Source organism: Streptomyces sp. NBC_00466 (genome assembly GCF_041433995.1).
Taxonomy (GTDB): domain Bacteria; phylum Actinomycetota; class Actinomycetes; order Streptomycetales; family Streptomycetaceae; genus Streptomyces.
In genome coordinates this window covers 430,728-449,732 of sequence record NZ_CP107896.1, presented here as the reverse complement: position 1 = coordinate 449,732, position 19,005 = coordinate 430,728, and the positions used below count along the sequence as shown (strand labels likewise).

At 70.7% G+C, this 19,005-nt stretch carries 18 protein-coding genes and 1 pseudogene; 15 read left to right on the top strand and 4 right to left on the bottom strand.

Going from position 1 to position 19,005, the window contains the following annotated elements:
• Nucleotides 1-27 precede the first annotated feature (27 nt).
• Nucleotides 28-1,071 (top strand): ABC transporter permease, encoded by a 1,044-nt coding sequence (locus tag OG210_RS02050; RefSeq protein WP_371534879.1) that lies wholly within the window; start codon nt 28-30, stop codon nt 1,069-1,071.
• Entirely contained in the window at nt 1,068-1,760 is a 693-nt protein-coding gene (locus OG210_RS02045) for an ABC transporter ATP-binding protein (RefSeq protein WP_328332998.1), read from the top strand. Before OG210_RS02050 ends, OG210_RS02045 begins: the two co-directional genes overlap by 4 nt.
• A 71-nt stretch (nt 1,761-1,831) precedes the next feature.
• On the opposite strand, the gene OG210_RS02040 is transcribed toward OG210_RS02045, so the two are convergent.
• Nucleotides 1,832-2,635 (bottom strand): IclR family transcriptional regulator, encoded by an 804-nt coding sequence (locus OG210_RS02040; protein WP_328333000.1) that lies wholly within the window; start codon nt 2,633-2,635, stop codon nt 1,832-1,834.
• A gap of 298 nt (nt 2,636-2,933) precedes the next feature.
• Here OG210_RS02040 and allB point away from each other — a divergent pair, with 298 nt between their 5' ends.
• Nucleotides 2,934-4,271, top strand: coding sequence for an allantoinase AllB (allB, locus tag OG210_RS02035; RefSeq protein ID WP_371534878.1), 1,338 nt, complete (start codon nt 2,934-2,936; stop codon nt 4,269-4,271).
• A 65-nt stretch (nt 4,272-4,336) separates the two neighbouring features.
• Here allB and OG210_RS02030 read toward each other — a convergent pair whose 3' ends face one another.
• Complete coding sequence (locus OG210_RS02030) at nt 4,337-5,074, bottom strand: SDR family oxidoreductase (protein ID WP_328333004.1); 738 nt, start codon at nt 5,072-5,074, stop codon at nt 4,337-4,339.
• Nucleotides 5,075-5,310: 236 nt separating this feature from the next.
• Here OG210_RS02030 and OG210_RS02025 point away from each other — a divergent pair, with 236 nt between their 5' ends.
• From OG210_RS02025 to OG210_RS02005, 5 genes and pseudogenes are all read left to right on the top strand, one after another.
• Nucleotides 5,311-6,147: an AIM24 family protein gene (locus OG210_RS02025; protein WP_328333006.1), complete on the top strand. Its 837-nt coding sequence runs from the start codon at nt 5,311-5,313 to the stop codon at nt 6,145-6,147.
• Between the two features lie 164 nt (nt 6,148-6,311).
• Nucleotides 6,312-7,526: a sensor histidine kinase gene (locus tag OG210_RS02020; protein WP_371534877.1), complete on the top strand. Its 1,215-nt coding sequence runs from the start codon at nt 6,312-6,314 to the stop codon at nt 7,524-7,526.
• Nucleotides 7,527-7,537: 11 nt separating this feature from the next.
• Nucleotides 7,538-7,666: pseudogene (locus OG210_RS02015) on the top strand (response regulator); the annotation flags it as partial.
• A gap of 97 nt (nt 7,667-7,763) precedes the next feature.
• Entirely contained in the window at nt 7,764-8,951 is a 1,188-nt protein-coding gene (locus OG210_RS02010; protein WP_328333010.1) for a cytochrome P450, read from the top strand.
• A 43-nt stretch (nt 8,952-8,994) separates the two neighbouring features.
• Nucleotides 8,995-9,420 carry a PaaI family thioesterase gene (locus OG210_RS02005; protein WP_371534876.1) on the top strand — a complete coding sequence of 142 codons (426 nt, stop codon included), beginning with the start codon at nt 8,995-8,997 and terminating at the stop codon, nt 9,418-9,420.
• A gap of 40 nt (nt 9,421-9,460) precedes the next feature.
• Here OG210_RS02005 and OG210_RS02000 read toward each other — a convergent pair whose 3' ends face one another.
• The gene (locus tag OG210_RS02000; RefSeq protein WP_371534875.1) at nt 9,461-10,465 is read right to left on the bottom strand and encodes a Gfo/Idh/MocA family oxidoreductase; all 1,005 of its coding nucleotides are present in this window, start codon (nt 10,463-10,465) and stop codon (nt 9,461-9,463) included.
• A gap of 76 nt (nt 10,466-10,541) precedes the next feature.
• On the opposite strand from OG210_RS02000, the gene OG210_RS01995 reads away from it, so the two are divergent.
• The 6 genes from OG210_RS01995 to OG210_RS01970 all read left to right on the top strand — a co-directional run bounded on the left by OG210_RS01995 (nt 10,542) and on the right by OG210_RS01970 (nt 16,406).
• Nucleotides 10,542-11,306, top strand: coding sequence for a GntR family transcriptional regulator (locus OG210_RS01995; protein ID WP_328333016.1), 765 nt, complete (start codon nt 10,542-10,544; stop codon nt 11,304-11,306).
• Nucleotides 11,307-11,623: 317 nt separating this feature from the next.
• Nucleotides 11,624-12,628, top strand: coding sequence for a sugar ABC transporter substrate-binding protein (locus tag OG210_RS01990; RefSeq protein ID WP_328333018.1), 1,005 nt, complete (start codon nt 11,624-11,626; stop codon nt 12,626-12,628).
• Complete coding sequence (locus OG210_RS01985) at nt 12,625-13,662, top strand: ABC transporter permease (protein ID WP_266851542.1); 1,038 nt, start codon at nt 12,625-12,627, stop codon at nt 13,660-13,662. The genes OG210_RS01990 and OG210_RS01985 overlap by 4 nt, the downstream gene beginning before the upstream one ends.
• On the top strand, nt 13,659-14,654 hold the full coding sequence (locus OG210_RS01980; RefSeq protein WP_328333021.1) for an ATP-binding cassette domain-containing protein: 996 nt from the start codon (nt 13,659-13,661) through the stop codon (nt 14,652-14,654). The genes OG210_RS01985 and OG210_RS01980 overlap by 4 nt, the downstream gene beginning before the upstream one ends.
• A 25-nt stretch (nt 14,655-14,679) precedes the next feature.
• A complete protein-coding gene (locus OG210_RS01975; RefSeq protein WP_327294388.1) occupies nt 14,680-15,825 on the top strand; it encodes an ROK family glucokinase in 1,146 nt (381 codons plus the stop codon).
• Nucleotides 15,825-16,406, top strand: coding sequence for a hypothetical protein (locus OG210_RS01970; protein WP_328333023.1), 582 nt, complete (start codon nt 15,825-15,827; stop codon nt 16,404-16,406). The genes OG210_RS01975 and OG210_RS01970 overlap by 1 nt, the downstream gene beginning before the upstream one ends.
• A gap of 92 nt (nt 16,407-16,498) precedes the next feature.
• Here the strand turns inward: OG210_RS01970 and OG210_RS01965 are convergent, their stop codons facing one another.
• Nucleotides 16,499-17,377, bottom strand: a complete 879-nt coding sequence (locus OG210_RS01965) for an NAD(P)H-binding protein (RefSeq protein ID WP_328333025.1) — start codon at nt 17,375-17,377, stop codon at nt 16,499-16,501.
• Nucleotides 17,378-18,057: 680 nt separating this feature from the next.
• Between OG210_RS01965 and OG210_RS01960 the strand changes: the two genes are divergently transcribed.
• The gene (locus OG210_RS01960; RefSeq protein ID WP_371534874.1) at nt 18,058-18,393 is read left to right on the top strand and encodes a VOC family protein; all 336 of its coding nucleotides are present in this window, start codon (nt 18,058-18,060) and stop codon (nt 18,391-18,393) included.
• The last annotated feature ends 612 nt before the right edge of the window (nt 18,394-19,005 follow it).

Here is a 19,005-nt window from a genome sequence, read left to right as displayed (position 1 = left end):
ACCCCCGGTGCCCGCAGGGTTGGGCACATGTTCGTCGCATGGAGAGATCTGAGATTCGCCAGGGGCCGGTTCGCCCTGATGGGGACGGTCATCGTGCTCATCACCCTGCTGGTCGGACTGCTGTCCGGGCTGACCGCCGGGCTGGCCAGGGACAACACGTCGGCCGTCACCGGCCTGTCCGCCGACCACCTGGCCTTCGCCGCGCCGCCCTCGGGGCAGTCCGCGTCGTTCACCGGGTCGCAGCTGCCGCAGAGCGCCTGGCGGACCTGGGCCGCGCAGCCCGGGGTGAAGAGCGCGCAGCCCGTCGCCATCGGCACCGGCAACGCGGAAGCGGGCAGCCGTACGGCCGCGGTCTCCGAGTTCGCGGTACGGCCCGGCTCAGGTCTGGCGCCCGCGGAGCCCGGGCACTCCGGTGTGGTGCTGTCCAGGGGCGCCGCGGACGACCTGGGCGCGGCGGCCGGGGACACCGTCACGCTCTCCGGCAGGAAGCTCAAGGTGACGGCGGTCGCCGGGGACGACTCGTACAGCCACACCCCGGTCGCCTGGACCTCGCTCCGCGCGGGTGAGCACGCCAGTGTGGTGGCCCTGACCACCACCGGCGGGGCGGACCTCGGCGCGGGAGACCGGGCGGCCGGTACGAAGACGCTCACCCTGGACGGTTCGCTGAGCGCGCTCCCCTCGTACCAGGCGGAGAACGGCTCGCTGCAGCTGATGCGCGGCTTCCTCTTCGTCATCTCGGCCATGGTGATAGGCGCGTTCTTCACGGTCTGGACGATCCAGCGCAGCGGCGACATCGCCGTCCTGAAGGCGCTGGGCGCCTCCACCCCGTATCTGCTGCGCGACGCTCTCGGTCAGGCGGTGCTGATGCTGCTGGCCGGGACGCTGCTGGGCACCGCCATCGCCGCCGGGGTCGGTGCCGTCGTGCCCGCGAGCGTCCCCTTTGTGCTCGACCCGCTGACCTCCCTCTTCCCGGCCGCCGTGATCGTCGCCCTCGGCGTGCTCGGCGCGGCCCTCTCCATCCGGCGGATCACCGCCGTCGACCCGCTGACCGCTCTCGGGAGCGCACGATGACCCTGACCCTGGACGATGTGACGCTGACCTACCCCGACGGGGACGGCCGGGTGGTCGCGCTGGACGCGGTGACCCTCGATGTTCCGGCCGGTTCGCTGACCGCGGTGGTCGGACCGTCCGGATCCGGCAAGTCCAGCCTGCTGGCCGTGGCGGCGACGCTGGTGACGCCGGAGCGGGGCCGGGTGGTCGTCGACGGGGCGGACACGGCCTCGCTGAACCGAGCGGCGAAGGCGGCGCTCCGGCGCGAACGCATCGGGATCGTCTTCCAGCAGCCGAATCTGCTGCCCGCGCTGACCGCCGCCGAGCAGCTCCAGGTGATGGCGCACCTCTCGGGGCGGCCGGCCGCCCAAGTCCGCGGCCGTGCCATGGAGTTGCTGGACGCGGTGGGCCTCGCCGAGCAGGCGGGCCGACGCCCGCACCAGCTCTCCGGCGGTCAGCGGCAGCGCGTCAACATCGCGCGGGCGCTGATGAACGAGCCGTCCGTCCTGCTGGTCGACGAGCCCACCAGCGCCCTCGACCACGAGCGGGGTGCGGGCGTGCTGGACCTGCTGGTCACGCTGACCCGGGCGCGCGGGACGGCGACGGTGCTGGTCACCCACGACCACGCGCATCTGGACCGGATGGACCGGACGGTTTCGATGGCCGACGGGCGGCTCACCGTGCCGGTGGCCGAACCGCCGGTCGTCTGAACCGCCGGTCGTCCGAACCGCTGTACGGAGCCGGGATCCGCCGGGCCCCGGCCGGATCAAATCTGCGGGGATCAGGCCTGCTGGGGCCCCGCGCTCGCGAGTGTGGCCGAGAGCTCCAGGGCGATGCCCTGGAGGATCGGCACGATCCGCTCGGTCGCCTCCTCCGTCACCCGGCCCGCCGGACCCGAGATCGAGATCGCCGCGGCCGTGGGGGAGTTGGGGACCTGGACCGCGAGGCAGCGGACCCCGATCTCCTGTTCGTTGTCGTCCACCGCGTACCCCGCGCGGCGCACGACCTCCAGGGCGTCCAGGAACCCCTCGGGTGTGGTGATCGTCTTCTCGGTGGCGGCCGGCATTCCGGTCCTCGCCAGCAGCGCCCTGACCTCGGGCGGTGAGGTGTGCGCGAGCAGCGCCTTGCCGACTCCGGTGGAGTGCGGCAGGACCCGCCGTCCCACCTCGGTGAACATCCGCATCGAGTGCTTCGACGGGACCTGCGCGACGTACACGACCTCGTCCCCGTCGAGCAGGGCCATGTTCGCCGTCTCCCCGGTCTCCTCGACCAGCCGCGCGAGATAGGGGCGGGCCCAGGTCCCGAGCAGCCGGGCCGACGACTCGCCGAGCCGGATCAGGCGCGGGCCCAGCGCGTAACGCCGGTTGGGCTGCTGGCGTACGTAGCCGCAGGCGACCAGGGTGCGCATCAGCCGGTGGATCGTGGGCAGCGGCAGACCGCTGGCTGCCGAGAGCTCGCTCAGGCCGACCTCTCCACCGGCGTCGGCCATCCGCTCCAGCAGATCGAAGGCGCGCTCCAGGGACTGCACGCCACCGCTCGGTGCTGCGGTCTTGGCGTCGGGTGCGCTGGTGTGGGACTGCGGCACGGCGGCGGTCCTTTCGAGGCGGGCGGGGCAAGGCGCCAGCCTACCGGGCCGGAGTCCGCTGTATCCCCCTCGGCGGCAGGCGTTGGGGCCGGTCAGGACCCCTTTGTCCGGATCGGGCCGTCGGATGGGTACGATCCGGACCCAGGGATACCGGAGGGAACTACATTCCGGCAACCGAAATTCGGCTTTCGCTTTGTGGAATCATCCAGGCGGCCGGTCCGGTCTTGACGAGTCGCGGCGCGCAGCGAACACTCCATTATTGGAACGTGAATTTCGCTATATGGAAAGAGGGGCTCGGGTGTCCACCACCGAACTGGTTCTGCGCTCGACGCGTGTCATCACCCCCCAGGGGACACGCGCCGCATCGGTCGCCGTCGCCGAGGGGAAGATCGCAGCAGTGCTGCCCTACGACGCGGAGGTGCCGGAGGGTGCCCGGCTGGCGGACTTCGGCGACGATGTGCTGCTCCCCGGCCTCGTCGACACCCATGTCCATGTGAACGACCCCGGCCGCACCGAGTGGGAGGGGTTCTGGACCGCGACCAGGGCCGCGGCCGCGGGCGGGATCACCACACTGCTCGACATGCCGCTCAACTCGCTGCCGCCGACCACGACCGCCGCCAACCTGCGGACCAAGCAGGACGTGGCCCGCAGCAAGGCGCACATCGACGTCGGTTTCTGGGGCGGCGCGATCCCGTCCAACGTCAAGGACCTGCGCCCGCTGTACGACGCCGGGGTGTTCGGCTTCAAGTGCTTCCTGTCGCCTTCCGGCGTCGAGGAGTTCCCAGAGCTGGACCAGGAGGAGCTCGCCCGGTCCATGGCCGAGATCGCCGGCTTCGGCGGGCTGCTGATCGTCCACGCCGAGGACCCGCACCAGCTGGCCGACGCCCCGCAGCGCAGCGGCCCGCAGTACGCGGACTTCCTGGCCTCCCGCCCGCGCGCCGCCGAGAACGCGGCGATCGAGGGACTCATCGCGCTCGCCCGGCGGCTGGACGCGCGGATCCACGTCCTGCACCTCTCGTCCAGCGACGCGCTGCCGCTGATCGCCGCCGCCAAGCGCGAGGGCGTCCGGGTCACCGTGGAGTCCTGCCCGCACTTCCTCACCCTGACGGCCGAGGAAGTCCCGGACGGGGCAACGGAGTTCAAGTGCTGCCCGCCGATCCGCGAGGCCGCCAACCAGGACGCGCTGTGGCAGGGGCTGGCCGACGGGACGATCGACTGCATCGTCTCCGACCACTCGCCCTGCACCACTGACCTCAAGACCCCCGACTTCGCCGATGCCTGGGGCGGTATCTCCTCCCTCCAACTGGGGCTCCCGGCGATCTGGACGGCGGCGCGCGAGCGGGGTCACAGCCTCGACGACGTGGTCCGCTGGATGTCCACGGCGCCCGCCGCGCTCGCCGGTCTTTCCGCCAAGGGCGCGATCGAGGCCGGCCGGGACGCCGACTTCGCGGTGCTCGCGCCGGACGACACGTTCACCGTCGACCCGGCGGAGCTGTACCACCGGAACCAGGTGACGGCGTACGCCGGGAAGACCCTGTACGGGGTCGTGCGCTCCACCTGGCTGCGGGGCGAGCGGATCGCCGAGAACGGCGTGCTGGGCGAGCCGGTGGGCCGGCTGCTCGAACGCGACGCCTGAGCCTGCCGGCCTCCGCCCCGGACCCGCGAGTTCCCGGGTCCGGGGCGGAGGCCCCTGCCTTGGTGCTACGCGGCGTGCCCGCCGTCCACCAGCAGCTCGGCCCCCGTCACATACCCGGCCTCCTGACCCGCCAGATACGCCACCAGCGAGGCCACCTCGTCCGCCGTACCGAAGCGTCCCAGCGCCGTCGCCGCGCGCTGGGGCCCGGCGTACGGACCGTCCGCCGGATTCATGTCCGTGTCGACCGGGCCCGGCTGGATCACGTTGACCGTGATGCCCCGCTCGCCCAGCTCCCGGGCGAGTGACCTGGTCAGCCCGGTCAGCGCCGCCTTGCTCATTGCGTAGAGGCTGGCCCCGGGACCGCCCGCGTAGCGGGTCAGCGCCGTGCCGGTCGAAATGATCCGGCCACCGGGCCGGAGCACCGCGGCCGCGGCCTGTGAGCCGAGGAAGACCTCTCGTACGTTGACCGCGAGCGTACGGTCGAGGTCGGCCGCCGTGAGGTCGCCGACCGGACCCAGCACGCCGACCCCCGCGTTGTTCACCAGGATGTCGAGCCCGCCGAACTCCTCGGTGGTACGGGCCACGGCGGTCGCCGCGTCCGTACGCAGTGCCAGACCCCGGCGGCCCGCCGCCTGGATCCCGGCGACGACCTCCTTGGCGGCGGTCTCGTTCTGTTCGAAGGTGATCGCGACGTCCGCGCCCTCCCGCGCCAGCCGAAGCGCCACGGCGGCCCCGATCCCGCGGCTGCCGCCGGTCACCAGCGCCGCCCGGCCGTCCAGAGCTGACCTGTTCAGAGAAGACATGATGTGTCCCGCCCCATCGTTTCGTCGGTAGTGTTCGCACGTCCCAGCAAAGCGGCGGGCGGCCACCCGTACCGGCGGGAAACGGACTGCGAGCCCGGCGGCCGGGTCCGGGGCCGGAACAGCCCCGCCCGGAACCGGACAGCCGGAACCGAACAGCGGGTGCCGGCCGTTCACCTGCTGGTACGGACGTACCGGCCCCGCCACCGCCCCCGTCATCGCCCCAAGGAGAACCGGCCGTGACCCTCCAGCAAGAGATCGTCGGCAACGCCATGCAGATGGCCGTCGTCAACCTTCAGCCCGGCCAGACCGTCTACTGCGAGGCCGGGAAGTTCCTCTTCAAGACCTCGAACGTGAGCATGGAGACGCGTCTCTCCGGGCCCGGTGGCGGTGGCGGTGGCGGTCAGCAGGGACAGGGCGGCCAGCAGGGGCAGGCCGGCGGCATGGGCGGGATCCTCAGGCAGGCCATGGGCACCGCGATGCAGGTCGGCCAGCGGGCCCTGGCGGGGGAATCGCTCGCCTTCCAGTACTTCGCGGCCACCGACGGCCGCGAGGGCACGGTCGGTTTCGCGGGCGTGCTCCCGGGCGAGATGCGCGCCCTGGAGCTGAACGGCAGCCGGGCGTGGTTCGCCGAGAAGGACGCGTTCGTCGCGGCGGAGTCCACCGTCGATTTCGGTATCGCCTGGCAGGGCGGCCGGACCGGCCGCAGCGGCGGTGAGGGGTTCATCCTGGAGAAGTTCACCGGCCGCGGGACCGTGATCATCTGTGGCGCCGGCAACTTCATCGACCTCAACCCGGCCGACTTCGGCGGCCGTATCGAGGTCGACACCGGCTGCATCGTCGCCTTCGAGGAGGGCATCGAGTACGGCGTCGAGCGCATCGGCGGCCTCAACCGTCAGGGCATGATGAACGCCGTCTTCGGCGGCGAGGGCCTGTCCCTGGCCACGCTGGAGGGCAACGGCCGGGTCATCCTCCAGTCGCTGACCATCGAGGGTCTGGCGAATGCCCTGAAGAAGGCGCAGGGCGGCGACAAGCAGGGGCCCACGGGCGGGCTCTTCTCGACGAACGCCGGATAGGCCCTGTCCGGACAGGTCGGACAGGTCCTGTCCGGCCCGGTCGGGGAGGCGCTCCGGCCGGCGAGTCCTGCGCGATCACTCCGAAAGTCCCGGACTCCGCGACTTCGGTCTCGGCTGCGCGCTGAACACCGCACCGGCCGCGGCTCCTGCGTAACTTTGTGGACATGACGCGTTCGGAGTACCGCTGGCTGCTGCCCTCGGCCCTGGCGGGCAGCGAGCCTGCCGAGGACGGGGCGAGGCCGCGCCGGACCCTGCGCGACTGGATCGTGGACATCACGGCCCTCCTGATCGCGCTGGGCATCGGTGTGCTGGCCCTGGACTCCATCAAGAACCAGGCGGGCTACACCGACATCGACAGCGCCGCCGACCAGGTGCTCGGCGCACTCTCCTGCTGCACGCTGTGGGTGCGCAGACGCTGGCCCGTGGGGCTCGCCGCGGTGCTCGTGGTGGTCAGCGCGTTCGCTCCGCTCGCCGCGGGCGCCGTGCTGGTGGCGCTGTTCAGTCTGGCTGTGCACCGCCCGTTCCGGCCGGTCCTGGTACTGGGGGCAGCGGCGGTGGCGGCCGGGGGAGTGCAGGCCGCGCTGCGGCCCGACCCGACCATGTCCTGGATCAGCTCGACGCTCTACGGCACGGTGCTGGTCCTGCTGGTGATCATCTGGGGCCTGTTCGTACGCTCCAGGCGCCAGCTCGTCGTGGTACTGCGCGAACGCGCCCACCGCGCCGAGGCGGAGGCCGACCTCCGTGCCGAACAGGCGCAGCGGCTGGCCCGCGAGGCCATCGCCCGGGAGATGCACGACGTACTGGCGCACCGGCTGACCCTGCTCAGCGTCCACGCCGGAGCCCTGGAATTCCGGCCCGGCGCGCCCGCGCCCGAGGTCGCACGCGCCGCCGGGGTCATCCGGGACAGCGCCCACGAGGCCCTCCAGGACCTGCGCGAGATCATCGGGGTGCTCCGGACCCCCGGCGACGGCGAGGAGAACCGGCCGCAGCCCACGCTGGTCACGCTCGAAGCCCTGGCCGCCGAGTCCCGGGAGGCAGGGATGTCGGTCACCCTGCACAACCAGGTCGCGGACCCGGCCACCGTCCCCGCCGCCACCGGCCGTACCGCCTACCGCATCGTCCAGGAAGGGCTCACCAACGCCCGCAAACACGCGCCGGGGGCCGAGGTCACCGTCACGGTCACCGGCAGCCCCGGGGCCGGGCTGACCGTCGAGGTACGGAATCCGCCGCCGCCCGGAGACGTGCCGAAGGTGCCGGGATCCGGGCAGGGACTGATCGGCCTCACCGAGCGGGCCACCCTTGCGGGCGGCCGTCTCGACCACGGCGCGACCGACGGCGGCGGCTTCCGGGTCACCGCCTGGCTGCCCTGGCCCGCGTGACCATCAGGCTCCTCGTCGTGATGGACATCCGGATGCCGGGTGTGGACGGGCTGACGGCCACCGAGCGGCTGCGGAGTGTCCCCGGTGCGCCCGAGGTCGTCATGCTCACCGCCTTCCACGCCGACGAACAGGTGCCGCGTGTGCCGGCCCGGCCCGGCCTCAACAGCCGTGTCCGGATCGCGCTGTTGGTCCACGAAGCGGGGTTCCTCGACGAGGACGGCCACGTACGCTGAGGTGATGACGCTGATCGATCTGCGGCAGGACACCCAGGACTTCAACGCGAATCCGTATCCGTACTACGAGAAGATGCGCGCCGCCGGGCCGGTGCACCGCGTGCGCACCCAGGAGACCGACCCCGCCGGTGTCTGGCTGGTCGTCGGCCACGAGGAGGCGCGGGCCGCGCTCAACGATCCCCGGCTCATCAAGGACCCCCGGAAGACGGCCGGTTGGCAGGACGATTCGGACGGCCTCTTCACCAACATGCTGGACGCCGACCCGCCGCACCACACCCGGCTGCGCAAGCTGGTGGTGGGGGAGTTCACCGCACGCCGCGTCCAGGCGCTGCGCCCGCGCGTTCAGGAGGTCACCGACGCCTGCATCGACGCCATGCTCGCGGCCCCGGAGCGCACGGCCGACCTGGTGGACTCGTTGGCGTTCCCGCTGCCGATGACCGTCATCTGTGAACTCTTCGGTGTGCCCGACCTGGACCGGGCGAGCTTCCGTGTCTGGTCCAACGAGCTGGTCGGCCCGACCGGCGGCGACCAGGAGAGCGCCGCGGTCGGGGCGATGAGCGGATACCTCGTCTCGCTGATCGAGGCCAAGCGGGAGCGGCCCGGCGACGATCTGCTGAGTGCGCTGATCCGGGCCCGCGACGAGGACGGTGACCAGCTGTCCGCCCCGGAACTCGTCGGTATGGCCTTCCTGCTGCTCGTCGCGGGCCATGAGACCACCGTCAACCTGATCTCCAACGGGATACGAGCTCTGCTCACCCACCCCGAGCAACTCGCCGCGCTGCGCGCCGACATGAGCCTGCTGGACGGCGCGGTCGAGGAGATGCTGCGCTACGACGGCCCGGTGGAGACCGCCACCTACCGGCACGCGGCGGAGCCCCTGCGGATCGGCTCCGCGGACATCGCGGCGGGCGAGCCCGTACTGGTCTCGCTCGGTTCGGCCGACCGCGACCCGGCCCGCTTCCCGGACGCCGACCGGTTCGACATCCGGCGCGCCCCGCAGGGGCACCTCGCCTTCGGGCACGGCATTCACTTCTGCCTCGGCGCGCCCCTCGCCAGGATGGAGGGCCGGATCGCCGTCCGTACGCTGCTGGAGCGCTGCCCCGCTCTGGAACTCGACCCGGACGGCGGCGCGTACACCTGGATTCCGGGACTGCTGATGCACGGGGTGCGGAAACTGCCGGTGCGCTGGTGAGGCGGGGCCCGCGGTCCGGCAACGGCCGGCGGGGAGCGGCGCGATGAGCGAACTCGACCTGGACCTCGCGCGCCGGACGCTCGACGCACAGCCGTTCAGCCGTCTGCTGCGGGCACGCGTCACGGGGTTCGGCGGCGGCGTGGCCGTCCTTGAGGTGGACGTACGCGACGAACTGCTGCAGCAGAACGGCTTTCTGCACGGGGGAGTGCTGGCGTACGCGGCGGACAACGCCCTCACCTTCGCGGCCGGGACGACGCTGGGGGCCGCCGTACTGACCGGCGGCTTCTCCATTCAGTACGTACGCCCCGGCGCGGGCCGGACGCTCGTCGCCCGCGCCGAGGTGGTGCACACCGGGCGGCGCCAGGCCACCGTCCGCTGCGATCTGGTCATGGTGCGCGACGACGGTGAGGAGGTGCTCTGCGCCGTGGCACAGGGGACCGTGCTCCCGGCTGCTGTGCCACCGCCCTGACCGGGCGTCAATATCCGGTGTGCACGGTGCGATCGCAGGTTCAGCCGGTGACGAGCCCGTCCGGGCGGACCGGGCGCCGCTCGCGCCGGGACAGCTCGCACGCCTCCGCGATGCGCAGCGCGGCCAGCGCCTCCCGGCCGTCGCACGGGTTGGGCAGCTCGCCCCGCGCCACCCGCAGGAAGGCGTCGAGCTCGGCCTCGTAGGCCGGGGCGAACCGCTCGAGGAAGCCGGGCCACGGCCGGTCCGCGGGCGGCGGGTCCTGCGGTTCGGCCGAGCTGAGAGGCGTACGGTCGCCGAGCCCCACCGAGATCTGGTCCAGCTCCCCTGCCAGCTCCATCCGGACGTCGTAGCCCGCGCCGTTGCACCGGGTGGCGGTCGCGGTGACCAGGGTGCCGTCGTCCAGGGTGAGCAGCGCGGCGGCCGTGTCCACGTCACCGGCCTCGCGGAACATCGCGGGCCCCGCGTCCGACCCGGTCGCGTACACCTCGGCCACCTCGTGCCCGGTCACCCAGCGCACCATGTCGAAGTCGTGCACCAGGCAGTCCCGGTAGAGCCCGCCGGAGAGCGGCAGATACGCGGCGGGCGGCGGCGCCGGGTCGGAGGTGAGCGCGCGGACGGTGTGCAGCCGGCCCAGCGAACCCGACCGCACGCGCTCGCGCGCGGCCGCGTACCCGGCGTCGAAACGGCGCATGAAGCCGAGCTGGAGCACAGTGCCCGCCTCCTCGGCCTCACGCAGCGCTGCCAGCGTGCCCGGCAGGTCCCCGGCGACCGGCTTCTCGCAGAAGGCGGGCAGCCCGGCGCGGGCGGCCCGGCCGATCAGAGCGGCGTGCGACGAGGTCGCAGAGGCGATGACGACCGCGTCCAGGCCCGAAGTGAAGACCTCGTCGACCGAAGGGGCGGCAGTCGCCCCGGTCCGCCGCGCGACCTCGATGGCGCGGGCCCCCTCGGTGTCGGCCACCACCAGCGCGCTGACGTCCCGGTGGCCGCTGAGCACCTTCGCGTGGAAGGAACCGATCCGGCCTGTCCCGATGAGTCCGATACGCATGGACCCCAACGTGGCCGCAGCTCCGCCCACTGTCAAGCCTTTGTCCTGACAACCGGACCTGGGCTACCCTCTCGGCGTGTCCAAACCCGCGGTCGACCCCGCCCTCAGCCTTGAGCTCAGCGTGGACCGCGGCAGCCCGGTCCCGCTGTACTTCCAGCTCGCCCAGCAACTGGAGTCGGCCATCGAGCGGGGCAGGCTCGTCCCGGGCAGCCTGCTGGGCAACGAGATCGACCTCGCGGGCCGGCTCGGCCTGTCGCGCCCCACCGTCCGCCAGGCCATCCAGTCGCTGGTCGACAAGGGGCTGCTGGTACGCCGCAGAGGCGTCGGCACCCAGGTGGTGCACAGCCAGGTCAGGCGCCCCCTCGAACTGAGCAGCCTCTACGACGACCTGCTCGCCGCGGGCCAGCGGCCCACCACCCGGGTCCTGCGCAACGAGACCGTCCCCGCGACGGCCGAGGTCGCCGCCGCGCTCGCGGTGCCCGAGGACAGCCAGGTCCGGTACATCGAGCGGCTGCGGCTCGCGTACGGCGAGCCCATGGCGCAGCTCCGCAACTACCTGCCCGAAGGGCTGCTCACCCTCGAAACCCCGCGGCTGGAGGCCACCGGCCTGTACCGGCTGCTGCGCGCCGCCGGGATCACCCTGCACAGCGCCCGCCAGTCGGTCGGCGCCCGGGCCGCGACCGCGGAGGAAGGCATACGGCTCGCGGAGCCCGAGGGGGCGCCGCTGCTGACGATGGAGCGCACCACGTACGACTCCACGGGACGGGCCGTCGAGTTCGGCACGCATATCTACCGCGCCTCGCGGTACGCCTTCGATTTCCAGCTGCTGGTGCGCCCGTAGGACAGCCGATGAGCAGCCGTACGGTTCGTAAGAATGTTCTGACAAACCATTGACGAGCCACGGTGCCCGCCGCTAGAACTCCTCTGCCGCAACCCGGCGGCCGGGAGAGAGGGCGGACCCCCCTTGCGTATGACCTGTACAGCAGCAGCGCACCAAGTGCCGCAGCAGGCAAGGTTCGGTACCCGATGACTCGCCGGCGATCAGCGGTGACCCATACTTGGGCCGCCGGTCCGGACACGACCGGCCACCGTCCGCAGCGAGCACAGCAGTCGCAGCGCCCGCAGCAAGCACAGGAACACCGAGAAGGGCATCACGTCGTGGCAAGGGTACGAACCTGGGTCAGCGGGGCGCTGGCGCTAGCGCTGGGGCTCTCCCTGGCGGGATGCAGCAGCACCGGCGGCAAGCGGGCCGAGGAGCGTGCCTCGCGGGCCGCGGCCGTCGGCAAGGCCGCGGTGAACACCCCCCGCTGGAAGATCGCGATGGTCACCCACTCCGGCGACGGGGACACCTTCTGGGACATCGTCCAGAAGGGCGCCAAGCAGGCGGCCGCCAAGGACAACATCACCTTCCTCTACTCGCACAGCGAGGAGGGCCAGCAGCAGGCCCAGCTGGTGCAGACCGCGATCGACCAGAAGGTCGACGGACTGATCGTCACGCTCGCCAAGCCCGACTCGATGAAGGCCGTCGTGCAGAAGGCCGAGAAGGCCGGCATCCCGGTCATCACCGTGAACTCCGGCTCCGAGGAGTCCAAGCAGTTCGGCGCGCTCAGCCACATCGGCCAGGACGAGACGATCGCGGGCGAGGCCGTCGGAGACGAGCTGAACAAGCGCGGCCGCAAGAAGGCCCTCTGCATCCTGCACGAGCAGGGCAACGTGGGCCACGAGCAGCGCTGCGCCGGAGCCAAGAAGAACTTCCACGGCACGATGGAGAACCTGTACGTCGACGGCACCAACATGCCCGACGTCCAGTCCTCCATCGAGGCCAAGCTCCAGGCCGACCCGGCCATCGACTCGGTCGTCACCCTCGGCGCACCGTTCGCCGACGCCGCCGTCCAGGCCAAGGACACCGCGGGCAGCAAGGCCGAGATCGACACCTTCGACCTGAACGCCAAGGTCGCGTCCGCCCTGCAGAAGGGCACCCTCGGCTTCGCCGTCGACCAGCAGCCGTACCTCCAGGGGTACGAGGCGGTCGACCTGCTCTGGCTCTACAAGTACAACGCCAACGTCCTCGGCGGCGGCCGCCCGGTCCTCACCGGCCCCCAGGTCATCACCAAGCAGGACGCGGGCGCGCTGGCCGCATACACCCAGCGGGGGACTCGATGAGCACCGCCGCACAGACGCCGGACGAACGGCTGCTGCGCTCCTCACCGCTGCGCCGGCTGCTCGGCCGCCCCGAACTGGGCTCGGTCGTCGGCGCCGTCGCCGTCTTCATCTTCTTCTCGGTCGTCGCGGACAGCTTCCTGCGGCCCTCCAGCCTCTCCACGGTGCTCTACGCGGCGTCGACCCTGGGGATCATGGCCGTACCGGTGGCGCTGCTGATGATCGGCGGCGAGTTCGACCTGTCGGCCGGGGTCCTGGTGACCAGCTCGGCGCTGATCTCCTCGATGTTCAGCTACCAGATGACCGCGAACGTCTGGGTGGGCGTAGGCGTCTCGCTGCTGGTCACGCTCGCCATCGGCGTCTTCAACGGCTTCATGCTGACCCGCACCAAGCTCCCCAGCTTCATCATCACGCTGGGCACCTTCCTGATGCTGACCGGGCTCAACCTCGGCTTCACCAAGCTGATCAGCGGCACCGTGTCGACGAAGTCCATCGGTGACATGGAGGGCTTCCCCTCGGCGAAGAAGGTCTTCGCCTCCCAGCTCACCATCGGCAACGTCGACCTCAAGGTCACCCTCCTGTGGTGGGCGGCGCTGATCGCCGTGGCGACCTGGGTGCTGCTGCGCACCCGGGCCGGAAACTGGATCTTCGCGGTCGGCGGCAACGACGACGCGGCCCGCGCGGTCGGTGTCCCGGTCGTCAAGACCCGGATCGGCCTCTACATGGGAGTGGCCTTCGCGGCCTGGATCTCCGGCCAGCACCTGCTCTTCAGCTACGACGTGGTGCAGTCGGGCGAGGGCGTCGGCAACGAGCTGACGTACATCATCGCGGCCGTCATCGGCGGCTGCCTGATCACCGGCGGTTACGGTTCGGCGATCGGCTCCGCGGTCGGCGCGTTCATCTTCGGCATGACCAGCAAGGGCATCGTGTACGCGGAGTGGAACCCGGACTGGTTCAAGTTCTTCCTGGGAGCCATGCTGCTCCTGGCCGCCCTGCTCAATGCCTGGGTGCGCAAGCGAGCGGAGGCGTCGCGATGACGGAGCAGACAGCGCCGGGTCAGCCGGAGCGGCCGGAGCCGGAGGGGACCACATCGCCGGCAGGGACCACACCGCCAGTGGGAACCACACCGCTGGTGGAGCTGGACCGCGTCAGCAAGTTCTACGGGAACATCAAGGCGCTCGAAGAGGTCTCCCTCGTCGTGCACGCGGGCGAGATCTCCTGTGTGCTCGGCGACAACGGCGCGGGCAAGTCGACCCTCATCAAGATCATCTCCGGGCTGCACCGGCATGACGCGGGCCGTTTCCTGATCGACGGCGACGAGACGAGCCTCGGCAAGCCGCGTGAGGCGCTCGACCGGGGCATCGCGACCGTCTACCAGGACCTCGCCGTCGTCCCGCTCATGCCGGTCTGGCGGAACTTCTTCCTCGGCTCAGAGCCGACGAAGGGCACGGGCCCGCTCAAGCGCCTCGACGTCCGGCTGATGCGCGAGACGACCCGCTCCGCGCTGCTGCGCATGGGCATCGACCTGCGCGACGTCGACCAGCCCATCGGCACGCTCTCCGGCGGCGAGCGCCAGTGTGTGGCCATCGCCCGCGCCGTCCACTTCGGGGCCAAGGTGCTGGTCCTCGACGAGCCCACCGCCGCGCTCGGCGTGAAGCAGTCCGGGGTGGTGCTGAAGTACGTCGCGGCGGCCCGGGACGCCGGGCTGGGCGTGGTCCTCATCACGCACAACCCGCACCACGCCTACCTGGTCGGCGACCGCTTCGTACTGCTGAAGCGCGGCGCGATGTTCGGCAGCCACAGCAAGGACCAGATCACCCTGGACGAGCTCACCCGGCAGATGGCGGGGGGCAGCGAACTGGAGGAGCTCAGTCACGAGCTCCGGCGTGCGCCGCGGCCCGGAGAGCCGGGACCCGGATCGCCGGAACCGGGCGAGCCCGGCTCCGACGAGTCCGGCCCCGACGAGCCCGGCCCTGACAAGTCCGGCCCCGACAAGACGGACGGAAACCCCGCCGGGGAAGCCTCCTGAGGATTCGGGTGGCATCATCAGTCCGATGAGTACGTACCGTGACTTCGCGCACCGCGGCTCCGCCCGCGCCACGGTCCTGCGGACCGTCGGGACCCGCGAGCGGCGCTCGCACCTCACAGCGCCCCGCGTCCCGACCGTCGGCATCGACATCGGCGGTACGAAGGTGATGGCGGGCGTCGTCGACGCCGACGGCGTCATCCTGGAGAAGATCAAGACCGAGACGCCGGACAAGTCCAAGAGCGCCAAGGTCGTCGAGGACACCATCGTCGAGCTGGTCCTCGATCTCTCCGACCGCCACGATGTGCACGCCGTCGGCATCGGAGCGGCCGGCTGGGTCGACGCCGACCGCTCCAGGGTCCTCTTCGCCCCTCACCTGGCCTGGCGCGACGAGCCGCTGCGCGACGCGCTCCAGGGCAGGCTCGCCGTTCCCGTCATGGTCGACAACGACGCCAACACCGCGGCCTGGGCCGAGTGGCGCTTCGGCGCCGGCCGGGGCGAGGACCATCTGGTGATGATCACGCTCGGTACCGGTATCGGCGGCGCGATCCTGGAGGACGGTCAGGTCAAGCGCGGCAAGTACGGCGTCGCAGGTGAATTCGGTCATATGCAGGTCGTCCCCGGCGGCCACCGCTGCCCCTGCGGAAACCGCGGCTGCTGGGAGCAGTACAGCTCGGGCAACGCCCTCGTCCGTGAGGCCAAGGAGATGGCCGCCGCCGACTCCCCGGTGGCGTACAGCATCATCGACCGGGTCAAGGGCAACATCCCCGACATCACCGGGCCGCTCATCACCGAACTCGCCCGCGAGGGCGACGCGATGTGCGTCGAGCTGTTCCAGGACATCGGCCAGTGGCTGGGCGTCGGCATCGCCAATCTCGCCGCCGCGCTCGACCCGTCCTGCTTCGTCATCGGGGGTGGCGTCAGCGCCGCCGACGACCTGCTCATCGGACCCGCGCGGGACGCCTTCCGGCGCCAGCTGACCGGCCGCGGCTACCGCCCCGAGGCCAGGATCACGAAGGCGCAGCTCGGCCCCGAGGCAGGTATGGTCGGGGCGGCCGACCTCTCCAGGCTGATCGCCCGGCGGTTCCGCAGGGCGAACCGCCGCCGTGTGGAGCGCTACGAGCGGTACGCACAGGCTGCCCGTACCACCCGCACCACCCAGGGATCCCCGTAATGACGACGTCCGTGCCGCAGCAGACCTCGCCCCCCGAGGGCGGTGGACAGTCGCCGGAGGACCACCGGCACATGATCCGCCGCCGATGGCTCACCGCGGTCATCATCGTGCTGCTCATCGGTATCCCGGCCGGCTATCTGGCCATCTCGGCCGCGCAGAGCCGCGAAGGCGGCCGGGCCAACGAGAAGGAGGCCATGGCGACCGGCCTCACCCACCACTGGCCGTCGAAGGTGCTGCGCCGCACGTTCGACGTACCGATCCCGGAGAACGCGGTGGGCGTCTGGTACTACCAGACCAGCAACTGGAAGGTCAGCAGGCTGTACGTGCGGTTCACCACCAACCAGGCCGGCCTCGACGCCTTCCTCAAGAAGGCGGGCACCAGCACCGCCGCGCTCAAGGACGGGAAGATCACCGTCAGCCCGCGCGACGCGAAGACCGTCGGCTGGAAGTTCCCCGACACCCGCGACTGGGCCGGTACGACCGTCACCCGCAAGAGCCCGCAGCCCACGGTCGACATCACCGTCGACCGGACCTTCCCGCACGGCAAGAGGGTGTACCTCGTCTCGACCGACACTCCCTGAAGCCCCGGTCCGGCACGCCGTCCCGCCGGCGACCGCTGGGGCGGCGGCGGACTGAGGGCTGCGGCCGGGGGCGCAGGCCGCGGTCGACGAGGTTACGAACCCTCTGTGAACGCGGTGGCGTGGTCGGCGGCCCACTGCCGATACGTTCGCGGCGCCCTCCCGAGGATGTCGGCCACCGCAGTGGTGACGTACGCGGGCTGTCCGACCGCCGCTCTCCACGCGGCGAGCAGCATGTCGACGACCGAGCTGGGCGCGGTGCCGTCCGACAGGCTCCGGAACTCGTCCGGTGTCATCTCCTCGAATGCGATCCGGTGCCCCAGGGCGTCACCGATGACGCCCACCTGCGCGGCCTGGGTCAGCGACTCGGGACCCGTAAGGACGTAGTCGCCGCCGACGTAACCGTCCTGATGGAGCGTCCGCGCCGCGACGGCTGCGACGTCGCGGTCGTCGACCGGTGCCGTCTCGGCAGCGCCGTAGGGCCACCGGACGACCTCGCCCGCCCGGATCGCGGGCGCCCACCAGGCCAGCGAGTTCGACGCGAGCATCCCCGGCCGGATGATCGTCGACTCAAGTCCGGTGGCCGCGATGAGCCGCTCGATGTCGGCGTGCAGCACCGCCATGGGATTGGGCTGCTGGAAGAAGGGGTGCGGCGTCTGGTGCGGGGAGGAGAGGAAGACGACCCGCCGCACATGGGCTGCCAGCCGCTCGACGACTGCCGCGGCGGTCCGGGGCGGGGCGGTCCAGACGAGGAAGACCGCACCGGCACCGTTCAATGCCGGGTCGAGCGACTCGGGGACGGTGAGGTCGCCGGTGAAGACCTCGACCTTCGCCGGCAGCGTCGCCGCCGCCTCGGAGCGATGGGTGAGGGCGCGGACCGGCACGCCCGCGTCGAGGAGTTGGTCGACGACGACGCGGCCGACCCGGCCCGTCGCCCCGGTGACGAGCACGGGAGGAATGTCTGGCTGATTCATGGTGCCCATGGAAAGGGGTACCTGATGGAAAAAGCAACTCGGTCATAGATTTTACTCTGGCCGGACGAACGAGCCGCCGGGACCGCGGACCCGGTCAGGCCGCTTCCGCGGGCGCCATCGCTCGGTGGTCGGCTCCGGAAGTCCCTCTGGGCTGATCAAGCTGCCGGCGCGATGGAGGGTTTTCCTGGGGGATCGGCTGTGCAGTGGCGTTGTAGCGGTCTTCGAAGGCTCAAAGCCGGTCCCCGACCTGGGCAAGGTAGGCGAAGTCGTTGGGCTGTCCGCCCGTTGATACTGGCGGATACTCATGTGGGTCAGCTCAAAGAGCTCTTCGATGCGTACTCGGGAGTGCCGCAGGGTCTCGATGGTGGCCCACCCCCAGAAGGCAACCTAACTGTCGCAATGCGAGGTCCCTCGACCTGCACCAGGCCGCACCGTCCATGACGGACGAGGATGACCCGGCCCGAGGCATTGCCTGGTGCCTGACCACTTCACGCTTCATCGCTGAACAGGCCATGCTCAGGGTCGGGGCGTGTGCGCACAGGGTCGCGGTGGTGCTGGCCGCATGGCTCCGCCGTAGTTCCCCCGTCCGGATCCCGGGGTGCCTGGCTGGGTCCAGCGCTCGCCGGGCCTATCACCGCGTTCCAGTCCTATCTGTGATGGGCCGAAGGTAACGTGGCGGCATGGGCCTAGCAATGCGTGAGATCGAAATAGAGTGCTCTGATCCTCTGGAACTGGGGAAGTTTTGGAGCGGAGTACTGCAAGCGCCGATCGGGCCCGGTAAAGACGGCGTTCACATCGCGTCTCCCGGGGACCAACATCCGATGTCTCTCTACCTTGTCGAAGAGCGAGACTCTCAGCGCCCGCGAAGCCGGACGCGACTGTGGCTGAATCCGATGCAGGGATCGCTCGTTGACGAGGTTTCCAGGCTGACGGGCCTCGGGGCAGTCGTGCTGGCCCTTGTACTCAACCTGAAGTATGGATTCGGTGTAGTACACGACCTTGGATACCAGGTTTGAGCATTTGTGCGTGGGTCCGAGGGTCTTTTTGCAGGCTCCCCAGCCGCCGTCCTTGTGGGCGATCGTGCTGACGCCCTTCATTATGCTCACTTGAAGGCGGCACGAGCCGGGCTTCGGCGTCGTGCATGTCTTGATCCTTCCGGCGCCAACCATTGTGCTCGTGGTCAGCTTCCCGGGTGCCTCCGCAGTGAAAGTACAGCCGACAACTTCCTGCAGCTTTGCATCTACGGCGGCTCGGGAAGTATCTGTTCCGTCTTTCGCGGCAGCAGGTGCGGCCGATGCGCCCAGTGCAATCAATGCGGCGGCTAATCCTGCAGCGGAGATCTTCATTCCGTTTTTGATGGTTCCCCCTTGAGTTATGCCTGTGGGCTGGTCTACCCACAGGCCCACCTTTAGGTAATTGCCTACGCTTAACAAGCGCATTTGCGTCAAATGGATAATTTGACTAATGAACGACAATCGCGACATGGGGTAGATTAATTACCATTAAGGGTAATTGGCTAATTCTCGCGCGCGTGAGGCGTGAGGTACGGGCGCTCTGGCTGCAGCGTCCCCCAGCACCCCGAACCGACACGGCAAGCCGGGCCGTTCATGCGCTCAGTACCTGGGGCG